A 12647-nucleotide genomic window follows, 5' to 3' on the forward strand; every position below is an offset into this window, starting at 1 on the left:
CTATTACATCCCAGGCACCAAGCTGGGTAAAAGGCGCGGGCCTCGCTCTCGTCTCACATCGCCACCCAGTAGGAGCCCATGCGCATCTCCGTCGTCCATCCTCGGGAACTCGGCCCGACCGAGGCGGCCCGGTGGCGGGCGCTCCAAAGCGGCGATCCCGCGTTGGACAGCCCCTTCCTCTCCCCCGAGTTCACGATCGAGACCGGCCGCGTGCGGGAGCAGGCGCGCGTGGCCGTTCTGAGCGACGGGGCCGACATCGTGGGCTTCTTCCCCTTCGAGCGCCACCAGCTCGGCATCGGCAAGCCGATGGCGGCGGGGCTGACCGACGCTCAGGGCATGGTCCACGCCAAGGACATCGAGCTCGACCCGCAGGAGCTGATGAAGGCCTGCGGGCTCGCGGTGTTCGAGTTCGACCACCTCCAGTCGGGCCAGCCGCTGGTCCCCGCCAAGCACACCCGCCACCCGTCGCCGGTCATCGACCTGTCCGACGGCTACGAGGCGTACGTCGAGACGCTCAAGCAGGTGTCCGGCAAGACCTACAAGTCCACGGCGTACAAGTCGCGCAAGCTCCAGCGCGACTTCGGCGAGCTGCGCCACGACTACGGGGTCTCCGACGGATCCGTGCTGCGCACCCTCATCGACTGGAAGACCGGCCAGTACCGCCGCACCGGCCGCGCCGACAGGTTCTCGCGGCCGTGGATCCTGCGCCTGGTCGAGAGCCTTCTCCAGATCGACACCGAGCACTTCGGCGGCTCGCTGGACATGATCTACGTCGACGGCCGCCCGGTCGCCGGACATTTCGGGTTGCGCACCAAGACGACCCTCGCCGGCTGGTTCCCCGCCTACGACCCGGCCTTCGCCAAGTACTCCCCCGGTCTGATCCACCATCTCGCGATGGCCGAGCGCGCGGCCGGCAGCGGCATCCGCCTGATCGACATGGGACGCGGCGAGAAGGAGTACAAGGAGAAGCTCAAGACCGGGGAGCTCTGGGTCACCGAGGGCCGCATCGCCCGGCCCACCGCGGGGGCCGGAGTTCACTGGCTGGTCCGCGTGCCCGTCCGGAAGGCACGTGGAACGGTCCTCGCCAACTCGATGCTCCGGGAGACCGCTGACCTGGCACTGAAGACCTACGGGAAGATCCGTACCTCCATCGCGTCGTAACGGGGCGGCTGCCATGCGCTACCTTGCTGCTCTGGCCGTCCAGGCGGCCGAAGGGCGAGGCGGCGAAAAGAGGAGCAGTGAGCCCCGAGAAACTCCTCGCGGCCCGTACCGGTCGCGAAAGCGTCTACCTGCCGTCGAACCGGCTGGGGCTCTATCTCGCCCTCCGGCACTGGTGCACGCCCGGCCAGCGGCTGCTCATGTCCCCCATCTCGGCCGACGAGATCCTCTTCCTGGTGCTCGCGGCCGGGCTCATCCCGGTGATCGCGCCGATCTCCGTCCTCGACGGCAACATCGAGATGGCGCGCGCCCTGCTGGGCACCATCGACGCGGTGCTCACCACCAACCTGTACGGCCTGCCGGACGACGTGCTCGGCATGGCGGGGCTGGTGGTCATCGAGGACGCCGCGCACGCGGCCGAGACCTCGGTCGACGGCAGGCCAGTGGGCACGTTCGGCGTCGCCGGGGTCTTCAGCCTCTCCAAGCACGCCGGGGCCGGGTCAGGGGGCGTGCTGGTGGTCGACGGCGCCGCCGACCGGCGAGCGCTGGAGCGCGAGCGCGACCTGCTGCTCCAGCCCGGCGCCCTCCGCAAGGACCTCTTCGGCGTCGCCACCTCCGTCGGCCGCCGCCTCGCCCTCAAGCTCGACATGGCCCGCCCCGCCATGCGCGTCGCACAGATCATGGGCCTCCAGGAGCCCCGCGACGGCTACCGCATCGCCCTGCGGCCGGACGAGCTGCGCGCGGCGGTCGCGCAGGCGCCAGGCCTGCCCGCGCTCGACGCCTGGGTCCAGGCCGACCTGCACGACTACCGAAGCTCACGCGGCGCCGTCGCGCGGTGGTACCAGGGGCGGCGCCTGGCCCGCCTCCAGGGAGAGCGCGCGAGAAGGCTGGCGGGCGTCGCCAGGCTGGCCGAGCTGCCCACCGTGGCGCGGGGGGTGCTCGACCACGTGGACCAGCCGCTCTTCCGCGTGCCGCTGCTCGTCTCCGACCGCGACGTGGCCATCGCCGCGCTGGAGCGCCGGGGCGTCCCGACGGGCTACCTCTACGACCCGCCGTACGACGACTACGCCGAGCCGTTCGTCGAACCGTCGCCCGACCGCGAGGCCGCGCGGTGGTGGGCCCGGCACGTGCTCCCGGTCGACCCGCTGTACGCCGAGCGCGCCCTGCCGGTCGTCGAGTCGCTGCGGCCGGCGCCGCCCCCGGGCGACCGCCTCCTCGACCACGCCGCCTGAGCCGCACCTCCTGAACCCCGCCGTCTGAGCCGCACCTCGTTGGATCACGCCGCCGTGCTCGGCGGCTCACGCGTTCGCGGTGAGGTCGGCGATGACGGCGCAGGCCTTCCGCACCTCGCCCAGGGACGCCGAGCCGTACCCGATGACCAGCCCGTGGTGGCGCGGCGGACCGTGGTGGTGCCGCACCGTCGTGTCCAGGAGCACCCCGCGCGCGGCCGCCTCGGCGACCAGGGGGCCGACGGCCGCCTCCGGGAGCCTGAGGAAGACGTGGAGCCCGGCCGAGTCTCCGCTCACCAGCGGCCCGAGGATCTCGACGATGGCGGCCCGGCGGCGCGCGTACTCCAGCCGCATGCGCCGCAGGTGGCGGTCGAGGTCGCCGCCCTCGAGCAGCACCGAGACCGCCTCCTGGACCGGCCCGGACGTACGGTCCGCCAGCCTCTTGCGCGTGCGGGCGATCTCGGCGAGCAGGCCGGGCGTGGCGACCAGCCAGCCGATGCCCACGTCGGGAGCCAGCGACTTCGACAGCGTGCCGAGCAGCACGACCCGCTCGGGGTCGAGGCCGTACAGGGCCGGGAGCGGCGCCACGTCGTAGCGGAACTCGGCGTCGTAGTCGTCCTCCACGACCAGGGCCCCGGTACGGCGGGCCCACGCCAGCAGACCTTCCCTGCGGGGGATCGGCAGCCTCCCGCCCAGCGGGAACTGGTGCGCGGGGGTGGTGTAGAGCACGCGGAGGTCGCCCGGGAGGTCGGCGGGGACGACACCCTGCTCGTCCACCGGGCAGGGCACGATGCGGCCGCCCCTGGCCGCGAAGACGTGCCGGGCGGAGCGGTAGCCCGGCTCCTCCACCCCCGCGCCGTCCCCCGGCCGCAGGACGGTGGCCGCGATCAGGTCGATGCCATGGCCGGTGCCCCGGGTGACCAGCACGTTCTCAGGGCCCACGGGCACCCCTCGCGCCCTGCGCAGGTGGTCGGCCAGCAGTTCGCGCAGGCGCGGGTGCCCGTAGGGGTCGACGACGTCGGAGGGCGGCCGGTCCGCCGCGCGGCGCCAGGCACGCCGCCAGGCCGCTCGGTCGTAGTCGAGCACCCACGGCCGCCCGGGACGCAGGTCGATCGTCCCCCTGCCAGGAACGCCCGGCGCCGCCTCGCCCTCCGCGTCCGTTGGAAGCGCCTTCGCGCCGGGGTGCCCGGCGCTCCGGGAGGTGGTCGTGAAGCGGGAGAAGTCGGCCACATAGGTGCCGGAGCCGTGCCGTCCCTCCAGCCACCCCTCGGCGTACAGCTGCTGGAAGGCCTCGGTGACGACGGTGCGGCTGACGCCCAGCAGCCGGGCGAGCCCCCGGCTGGACGGCAGGCGCTCGCCGGACTTCAGCGCGCCCGCCCGCATGCCGTCCCTCAGCTGGTCGCCGAGCTGCACGGCCAGCGGGACCGGCGCTTCCCGGTCGAGGGCGAGGGGAAGGTCGACATGGCCGCGCAAGTGGTCTCCCAGAAGTGATCGCGAGTGGACATACACCACCAGTCCACTTGGTGCTTACGTTAGCGGCATGCTCTCCACGACTCCTCGCACCGCCCTCAACCGTTCGAAGGGGCGGGGCCGCACGGACCGCTCCGAGCTCCACGCCATCCTCGACGCCGGGCTGATCTGCCACCTCGGGGTCGTGGTCGACGGGTCACCGATGGTGGTCCCGACGGGGTACGGCAGGATCGGCGACACGCTCTACCTGCACGGGTCTACGGGCGCCACCTCGCTGCGCGCGGCCGGCGAGGTCTGCGTGACCGTGACCCATCTCGACGGCATCGTGCTCGCCCGCTCGGCCTTCCACCACTCGGTCAACTACCGCTCGGCCATGATCTACGGCACGGCGCGGGCCGTGCAGGACGCGGACGAGCGGCTGGCCGCGCTGCGGGCGATCACCGAGCAACTGGCCCCCGGCCAGTGGGACACCGTGCGGCGGCCGGTCGCCAAGGAGATGGCCGCCACCGCCGTGCTGGCGATCTCCCTGTCCGAGGCGTCGGTCAAGGTGCGCCAGGGCCCGCCCGTGGACGACGACGAGGACTACGCGCTGCCCGTGTGGGCGGGCGTGCTGCCGCTCCAGGTGAGCTGGGGCACTCCCGAGCCCGACCCCGCGCTCGCCCCGGGGATCCCCGTGCCCGCCCACATCGCCGAGCGCGGCCGGGTAGTACGACTCCGAGATGGGACGGCCGGAAAATACTGACAATGGTGTCGACAATATGCGGAATATCCTTTTAAACATCACGGATCAGCCACGCCATCGTTAGGATTCGTTCTCGCGTCATGGGTGGGGGCCCGGCCACAAAAGGAGACCGCATGGACGGCCACACGGGGGCATGGCGAGTCCCCGGATATACCGAGATCCGAGATCTCGGAAGCGGGGGCTCGGGACGTGTCGTCATGGCACGCTACGAAGCTGACCAGTCGTACGTCGCGATCAAGTATCTGTCGGACGAGCTCTGCGCCGATCCGGGATTCATCATCCGCTTCCGGCACGAAGCACGCCTGCTGGAACTGATGGACAGCGCCCACGCGGCGCGGTTCTACGAGTACATCGAGAACGACGGCGGCGCGGCCATCGTCATGGAGCTCGTCGACGGGGTCTCGCTCCGCGCGATGCTGCGCTCCGAGGGGCCGACCGGCGCCGAGGCGGCGCTCGTCCTGCTCAAGGGCGCCCTGCTCGGGCTGGCCGCCGCGCACATGAGCGGGGTCGTCCACCGCGACTTCAAGCCCGAGAACGTCGTCATCGAGGGCACCGGCCACAGCAAGCTGATCGACTTCGGCATCGCCGTCCGCTCGGGCGACGGCGTGAGCGGCGCGGGCACGCCGCCGTACATGGCGCCCGAGCAGTGGGCGGGCGCCCCCGCCGGTCCGAGCACCGACGTCTACGCCGCGACCATCGTCTTCTTCGAGTGCCTCACCGGCACCCGCCCCTTCCAGTCGCAGAACATCGCGGTGCTCGCCCGCCAGCACCAGTCGATGCCTCCCCCGGTCGACCAGGTGCCCGCGCCGCTGCGTGGCCTCGTCGAGCGCGGGCTGGCCAAGCATCCCGCCGACCGTCCGGCGAGCGCCGACTCGTTCCTCGCCGAGCTGGAGAGGGTCGCCGCCGACGCGTACGGGCCGGACTGGGAGGACCGCGGGCGCCGCAGGCTGGCGGCCCTGGCGGGGCTCCTCGCGCTGCTGTTCCCGCTCGCGGGCGAGTCACCCGCGGCCGGCACCTCCCTCGCCGACACCGACCTCGGCGGCGGCGCCGCACGGGGCATGAAGAAGCTGAGCGTCAAGATCGCGGTGGGCGCGGTCGGCCTGGCCGTCATCTCAGCGATCACCGCCGTACTGGTGGGGTCGCTCGGCGACACCAAGCTCCAGGCCCAGACGACGGTCGCCACGCCCTCCGCGAGCCCGCTGGACACCGGCGAGGAGTCCGGCTCCCCCGAGCCCGCCATCGCCGACTCCCCCGTGGAGACCCCCTCGGAGGACCCGGCGGAGACCCCCTCGGAGGACCCCACCTCGGCCGCGCCGACCAAGACCACCGGCGCCGCCCCGACGGTCGCGCCCCCCACCAAGAAGCCGGCCTCGCCGAAGCCCTCCCCGAGCAAGAAGCCCACCAAGCCGCCCAAGGCCTCCCCCTCCGGCTCGCCCAGCCCCTCGCCGTCCGAGTCTGACCAGTCCGATCCGAAGGTCGACGACCCGCTGCCCTCCGGCAAGCCGAAGCCGAAGCCCACCCCGACGCCGACGGCCACCACTCCCTCGCCCGCCCCTCCGAGCAGGACCCCCGACCCCGAGCAGACTCCGACCAACACCCCGACGGGGAGGGGCGACACGCCCTCGCCGGAGTCGACACCGGAGAGGAACCCCAAGGGCGCCTTCGCCGCCGGGCTGATGACGGCCGCCGCCGTACCCGCCACACTTGCGTTGAGACAGCGCATGGCGGGACGGCACCGGAGGCGGCAGTAGATGCCTGATGGCGACAGCATCGCGGGATACCGGCTCACGGGCCGGTCCCGCATGGGCGAGGTGGGCACGTGGATCGACGCGATCGGCCCTGACGGCACCCGCGGCGGGGCTCTCATGCTCGATCCGCGATCCATGTCCGCCCCCGGCGCCAGAGAACGGGTCGTCGCCGCGGTCACCGCGGACCGGCGGCTGGCGCAGAGCGGCCTCACGGGGCTGATGCCCATCGCCGACCTCGTGGCCGCGCGTGGGGAGGTCTGGCTGCTCGCCGGCCGCCCCGCCACGCCGTCCCTGGCCGAGCTGATGACCGGACGGCCCGGCGTCTCCCCGCCGGACTCCGGGAGCGCGGCCACCGTTCTGGTGGAGACCGCCCAGACCCTGCTGGCCGTCCACGCGGCCGGTCTCGCGCACGGGGCCCTGCACGCGGGCACGGTGGTGATCGGCGAGGACGGCACCGCGGTCCTGGCCGAGCGCGGGCTGCTCCTCGCCCTGAGGGGCGAGGAGCCCTCGCCCGACCGCGACCTCACGGCGTGGGCGTCACTGGCCCGGGGCCTCGCCGCCGGCTGGGCGGCGGGCGACCCGCGCGCGGCGCAACTGTTCGACCGGGCGGCGGCCACCGCCCTCACCCACGGGCTCAGCGCCGCCCGCGACGCCCTGCTCAGCGGGCGCGACCTGCTTCCCACGGGATTCATCACCCGCGAGCGGCTCGTACGGACCATCCAGTGGTGGTCGGCGAGCGACGTGCCGACCCAGGAGCCTCCGCGCCCGTCCGCTCCCTACGGCGCCGAGAGCGGCGAGGTCGTGACCCTGCTCTACACGCCCGGCACCGGAGAGTACGCGGGCACGGCAGGCACGGCGGCCGCGGGCGGTGCCGCCGTCGCGGGCGCCGCCGGGATCGCGGCGGCCGGGTATGACGGGGCGCCCGCCGGCACGGCTCCGCCTGTGGGCTCGACCGGCCCCACGGAGGCGGCGCGGAGCGGTGAGATGCGCTTCGGCCCGGGGGTGCCCGCCGACACGACGGCCGCCCAGATCTGGCGGGCCGGGCGCGAGCAGGTCACCGTGCCCGCCAAGGAGCGGCTGAGGCGGGCCCCCAGGCGCCGCAGGCGCGGCACCCTCTGGTCCGGCGTGCTCTTCGTGCTGATCATCGCGGCCGCGCTCTTCCTGTGGTTCCAGCGCGGCGAGCCGCTCGCGGTCACGGCGGTCGACGTGAAGACGCCGAAGGCCAAGGGCTGCGACATCACGGTCAACGTCATCGGCGTGATCACCACGAACGGGTCGGCGGGGCAGGTGTCCTACGAGTGGCTGCCCAGCGGCGAGCAGCCGGTCAGGCACACCGACTCCGTGCCGTCCGGGCAGTCCACCCACCAGGTCAGCCTCAAGTGGGACGTGGGCGGCCGTGGGACCAAGAAGCTCACGGCCCGGCTCCGCGTGCTCTCGCCGGTCGCCGCGGGCACCCGCCTGGAGGACAAAGCGTCGTTCACCTACAAGTGCTGACCCGTTCACCGTCCGGACCGGGTATTCCTGACGCGTTCGGGGGATGACGACCAGCATTGCGCTCCAAATGCGCAATAAGCGGCAATGTCACTATTCTGACGGGCATGACGCAGACCCCCGCCGGCTGGTACCCCGACCCATACGGAAGCCCCCAACTGCGTTGGTGGGACGGCACGCAGTGGACCGACGCCACCCATCCGCTGGAGAGCCCGGCGGGTCAGAGCGCGCCCGTGACCACCGGCCAGTGGGCACAGCCCGGCGCCGGGACGCAGCCCGGCACGGGACAGCCGGGGACGGGACAGCACCCGCAGCCCGGCACGGGAGCCCAGCCGCAGCCGGGGACCGGCCCGCAGTTCCAGCCGGGCACGGGACCCCAGTTCCAGCCGGGCACGGGACCGCAGTTCCAGCCGGGCACGGGACCGCAGTTCCAGCCGGGCACGGGGGCCTACCCGCAGAACCCCCAGCCCGGCACAGGACAGAACCCTCAGCCCGGCACGGGGCAGAACCCGCAGATGGGCACGGGCTCGCATCCTCAGCCCGGCACGGGGCCGCATCCCCAGCCCGGTCCGCCCCAGGGGCCGTACCCGCAGCAGGGGCCGGCCCAGTTCGCCCCGCCCGCGCAGCAGGGGACGACACCGCTCGGCGCGCCGGGCAGCCCGTACGGCGGCCCCACGGGACCGCAGCCGTGGGGCGGCCAGGGCGGCACGGCCCAGTTCCCTGTGCCGGAGTTCGGCCCACAGGGTCCCCCGCCGAAGAAGAGCGTGATGCCGTGGGTGATCGGCGGCGGCGCCGTGGTGATCCTCCTGGTCGTGGCCCTGGTGATCGGCATCAGCGTCGTCAACCGTGACAGCACCCCGATCGCCGCGGAGACCCCGGCGCCGAGCACCAGCGTCGAGCCCTCGGACCCGCAGATCACCCCGCCGCTGGAGACCACGCCCACCCCGGACCCGAGCACCACGGACCTCCCGGCCGAGCTGCCGCAGCCCAAGGGCAACATCATCAGCGACCCCCGCACGGGCCTGTCGTACGCCTACCCCGGCTCGGAGTGGACGGTGCCGAAGTGGTCCGACCTGAACGGGAACGGCCGTGCCGACCCGAACTTCCCGCAGTGGACCAGCGGCTACGAGGCCGTCTCGCAGGAGAACTTCGACGGCCAGGACAACAACTGGGTCGGCCAGGTCCTGACCTGCCGGCTGCCGGAGGTCTTCGACTACTCCGGGCCCCAGGATCTTCGCAACGTGGCCGGCACCGTCCTGACGAACTACGGGAAGTTCTTCTACAGCCTTCCGCACAAGAAAAAGATCATCAAGGACGCCGCGCTCGACGTCAGCGGCAAGAAGGCCTGGATCCTGCGGTTCGAGATGGACTTCACCGACCAGGCCAAGAAGGCGGGCTACAAGTTCAGGAAGGAAGAGGGCATGATCCTTCTGGTGGACCAGGGTTCCGGACAGCGACCTTCCATGCTTTACGCCTCCGTACCGGACAATTTGGACACCTCGGTGATCGATCGCGTACTGGACTCTCTCAAGGCCTCGTGACCGGGCACTACGCTGAGCATTATGAGTGACCTGTTGGTCTGGATCGACTGTGAGATGACCGGGCTCGATCTCGGCCGTGACGCGCTGGTCGAGGTCGCGTGTGTCGTGACCGACGGCGAGCTGAACCAGCTGGACGAGGGCGTGGACGTTGTCATCAAGCCGCCGCGGGAGGCCCTGGAGCAGATGTCGGAGGTCGTGCGCCAGATGCACACCTCCTCGGGCCTGCTCACCGCCCTCGGCGACGGCGTGACGCTCGCCGAGGCCGAGTCCATGGTGCTGGAGTACATCCGGCGGCATGTTCCCGAGCCCAAGAAGGCGCCGCTGTGCGGCAACTCCATCTCGACGGACCGTTCGTTCATCGCCCGTGACATGCCCGCTGTGGACGCCTACCTGCACTACCGCATGGTCGACGTCTCCTCGGTCAAGGAACTGGTCCGCCGCTGGTATCCCCGCGTCTACTTCGCCTCCCCGGCCAAGCAGGGCGGCCACCGCGCGCTGGCCGACATCACCGAGAGCGTCCAGGAGATGAGGTACTACCGCGCCGCCGTCTTCGTCCCCCAGCCGGGCCCCGACTCGGCCACCGCACGCGAAGTCGCCGAAGCCATCGCCGGATCTTGACGCGCCACGGCGTCAGAACCTCCCAAAGCCCGCTACACTTTTCCCTGTGCCGCGGTGCTGACCGCGGGGCATGGTGGGTGTAGCTCAGTTGGCAGAGCGCCAGGTTGTGGTCCTGGATGTCGTGGGTTCAAGTCCCATCACTCACCCCAAGCGGGCGATGGCCGGTCCAGACGGACCGGCCATCGTGCTTTTCCGGCACACCCCCTGCTTGAGCTGGAAAGCAGCCCTTTTCGGGCGGCTTGTCCCCCAAAGATGGAAATGGCGGGCTATGCTCGCACAGAACCGCTACGCCGCCAGCGCGGGGGGCTCGGCGATCTGACAATGATTCGTGCCACCGGAGGCCGGATGAGTGTCGATGACGCCACGTACAACGAGCACGCGCACACCGGGTTGAGCAAACGCGAGGCCGAGGTGATGGAGCTGATCGCGACGGGCCACTCGAACGGAGAGATCGCACAACGGTTGTTCCTCAGCGAGAAGACGGTGAAGAACCACGTCAACCGCATCTACTCCAAGCTGGGCGCGGACTCCAGGGGGACCGCCATCGGCCTGTGGAGGGGAAACGCGTCCGGGTGAGGGCGGGTGCGCGAGCACGGGCGGCCGTCAGGCGGGCACGGGCGCCGCGTCCCGCACGGCCGTGAGCGCACGGCCCAGCGCCGCGAGGCCGTGGCCGATCTCCTCGGCGGTGACCGAGAGCGCGGGCCGCAGCCGTACGGACTTCTCCCCGCAGGGCAGGACGAGCACCCCCTCGTCTTCACGGAGCGCGGTTATCAGCCGGTCCCTGCCTGAGCAGACGTCGAAGGCGCACATGAGGCCCCTCCCCCTGCTGTTGCGCACCAGGCCGGGGAACGCCTCCTCCAGCGCCCTCAGCCCGTCGAGCAGGCTCTTCCCGAGCACTCCCGCGCGGGCGATCAGCCCGTCGTGCTCGATGATCTCCAGCATCCTGCGCGAACGCACCATGTCGACGAGGCCGCCGCCCCACGTGGAGTTGATCCGTCCGCTCACCTGGAACACGTTGCCCTCGACCTCGTCCACCCTGCGGCCGGCCATGATGCCGCCGACCTGCACCTTCTTGGCGAAGGCCACGATGTCGGGCGCCAGGCCGAGCTGCTGGTAGGCCCAGGGCGTGCCGGTGAGGCCGGCGCCGGTCTGCACCTCGTCCAGGACGAACAGCGCGTCCCGCTCGTGGCACAGGTCCTGTACGGCCCGCAGGAACTCGGGACGCATGTGGTTGTCCCCGCCCTCGCCCTGGATGGGCTCGGCGATGAAGCACGCGATGTCGTGGGGGTGGCGGTCGAAGGCCTCCCTGGCCTGGGCCAGCGACCGCTCCTCGGCGGCCTCCACGTCGCCGAAGTGGATCGCGGGCACCTCGATCCTGGGCCAGTCGAAGACGGGGAAGCGGTCGGTCTTGGCCGGCTCGGTGTTGGTCAGCGACAGGGTGTACCCGCTGCGGCCGTGGAAGGCGCGCGTGAGGTGCAGCACCTTGGTCCCGAGCTCGCGGGGACGTCCGCCGGCCTCGTTGAGGCGGCTCTTCCAGTCGAAGGCGCATTTGAGGGCGTTCTCGACGGCCAGCGCGCCGCCCTCGACGAAGAACAGGTGGGGCAGCTCCGGGTCGCCGAGCACCCGGGCGAAGGTGTCGGCGAAGTCGGCGAGGTGCACCGTGTAGAGGTCGGAGTTCGCCGGCTTGTTCGCGGCGATCCGGCCCAGCAGCGACAGGAACTCCGGATCGTCGTCGAACGGGTTCACGCCGAGCGGGGCCGAGGCGAAGAACGTGTAGAAGTCGAGGTAGCGGCGGCCGGTGCCGGCGTCCACGAGCCATGATCCGCCGCTACGTTCGAGGTCGAGCTCCAGACGGTAGCCGTCGACGAGGAGGTGGCGGGCCAGACGGTCGAGGACGCTCATGTGCCCTCCCATGAGGAGCTGGACTTACGCCAGATTATTCCCCGTTACTCGGGCACATATGTTCATACTTTCCGGCACTTCGGCTCTGTCGCACTAATTCTTTTCTCTGTGCCGGCGCTCTAGACGACGTGCGCGGCCGTCCCCGCGGTCCCACGGTGGCCGACGTCTCTGACCCGGAAGGCCAGGAACAGCAGCGAGGCGCCGTACACGATCGCGAAGATGCCGATCAGCCAGGTCAGCGCGAGCGCGCCGGACGCGGGCCAGGCGAACAGCAGGATTCCGAAGATCACCGCGAGCACGCCGCTGACCACGTGCGTCCAGTCTGTGTCGCCGGCCGTCCTGCGCCTGATCGCCGCGATGATCTCCGCTGCGCCGATGACGACCGCGTAGGCGGCGATCAGCAGGAGCAGCGCGAGCGTCGTGATCCCGGGCCAGACCCAGGCGACGATGCCGGCCAGGATGCCGAGGACGCCCGAGACGATCATCCAGATCCTCGACTCGCCGGGATGGGCGCCCCGGAACGCCCCGATGAGCGAGAAGACCCCGTTGACGATCGCGAAGGCGCCGAAGAGGATCACCAGGGTGACCAGCGTGATCAGGGGCCACACGATGGCCAGGATGCCGAACAGGATCGCGCAGGCACCGCGCACCGCGAGCACCCACCAGTGGTGGCCTACCTCGGCCCGCACATCTTGCATATCGTCCTCCTAGGTCGCGCCGGGGACGAGGGCTCCATGATCGGCAATCC

11 protein-coding genes and 1 tRNA gene are annotated in these 12647 nt (G+C 71.6%); 9 read left to right on the forward strand and 3 right to left on the reverse strand.

What is annotated here, in order from left to right; genetic code table 11:
* Positions 1-78: 78 nt before the first annotated feature.
* On the forward strand, positions 79-1161 hold the full coding sequence (locus OG589_RS28385) for a GNAT family N-acetyltransferase (protein WP_405140840.1): 1083 nt from the start codon (positions 79-81) through the stop codon (positions 1159-1161).
* 77 nt (positions 1162-1238) lie between these two features.
* A complete protein-coding gene (locus OG589_RS28390) occupies positions 1239-2390 on the forward strand; it encodes a DegT/DnrJ/EryC1/StrS family aminotransferase (protein WP_405140841.1) in 1152 nt (383 codons plus the stop codon).
* A 66-nt stretch (positions 2391-2456) separates the two neighbouring features.
* Here OG589_RS28390 and OG589_RS28395 read toward each other — a convergent pair whose 3' ends face one another.
* A complete protein-coding gene (locus OG589_RS28395; RefSeq protein WP_405140842.1) occupies positions 2457-3860 on the reverse strand; it encodes a PLP-dependent aminotransferase family protein in 1404 nt (467 codons plus the stop codon).
* A 67-nt stretch (positions 3861-3927) separates the two neighbouring features.
* Between OG589_RS28395 and OG589_RS28400 the strand changes: the two genes are divergently transcribed.
* The 7 genes from OG589_RS28400 to OG589_RS28430 all read left to right on the forward strand — a co-directional run bounded on the left by OG589_RS28400 (position 3928) and on the right by OG589_RS28430 (position 10573).
* Positions 3928-4599 carry a pyridoxamine 5'-phosphate oxidase family protein gene (locus OG589_RS28400; RefSeq protein ID WP_405140843.1) on the forward strand — a complete coding sequence of 224 codons (672 nt, stop codon included), beginning with the start codon at positions 3928-3930 and terminating at the stop codon, positions 4597-4599.
* A 113-nt stretch (positions 4600-4712) separates the two neighbouring features.
* Complete coding sequence (locus OG589_RS28405; protein ID WP_405140844.1) at positions 4713-6350, forward strand: protein kinase domain-containing protein; 1638 nt, start codon at positions 4713-4715, stop codon at positions 6348-6350.
* The gene (locus OG589_RS28410) at positions 6351-7841 is read left to right on the forward strand and encodes a hypothetical protein (RefSeq protein ID WP_405140845.1); all 1491 of its coding nucleotides are present in this window, start codon (positions 6351-6353) and stop codon (positions 7839-7841) included.
* A gap of 104 nt (positions 7842-7945) precedes the next feature.
* Positions 7946-9379: a DUF2510 domain-containing protein gene (locus tag OG589_RS28415; protein WP_405140846.1), complete on the forward strand. Its 1434-nt coding sequence runs from the start codon at positions 7946-7948 to the stop codon at positions 9377-9379.
* A gap of 21 nt (positions 9380-9400) precedes the next feature.
* Positions 9401-9997 carry an oligoribonuclease gene (orn, locus tag OG589_RS28420; RefSeq protein WP_358555820.1) on the forward strand — a complete coding sequence of 199 codons (597 nt, stop codon included), beginning with the start codon at positions 9401-9403 and terminating at the stop codon, positions 9995-9997.
* A gap of 73 nt (positions 9998-10070) precedes the next feature.
* Positions 10071-10146, forward strand: a tRNA-His gene (locus tag OG589_RS28425).
* Positions 10147-10342: 196 nt separating this feature from the next.
* Entirely contained in the window at positions 10343-10573 is a 231-nt protein-coding gene (locus OG589_RS28430; protein ID WP_405140847.1) for a LuxR C-terminal-related transcriptional regulator, read from the forward strand.
* Between the two features lie 27 nt (positions 10574-10600).
* On the opposite strand, the gene lat is transcribed toward OG589_RS28430, so the two are convergent.
* On the reverse strand, positions 10601-11899 hold the full coding sequence (gene lat / locus OG589_RS28435) for an L-lysine 6-transaminase (RefSeq protein WP_405140848.1): 1299 nt from the start codon (positions 11897-11899) through the stop codon (positions 10601-10603).
* Positions 11900-12018: 119 nt separating this feature from the next.
* Positions 12019-12597, reverse strand: a complete 579-nt coding sequence (locus OG589_RS28440) for an HdeD family acid-resistance protein (RefSeq protein WP_405140849.1) — start codon at positions 12595-12597, stop codon at positions 12019-12021.
* Between the last annotated feature and the right edge of the window lie 50 nt (positions 12598-12647).

The sequence above is a fragment of the Sphaerisporangium sp. NBC_01403 genome, assembly GCF_045040145.1.
GTDB lineage: Bacteria > Actinomycetota > Actinomycetes > Streptosporangiales > Streptosporangiaceae > Sphaerisporangium > Sphaerisporangium viridialbum.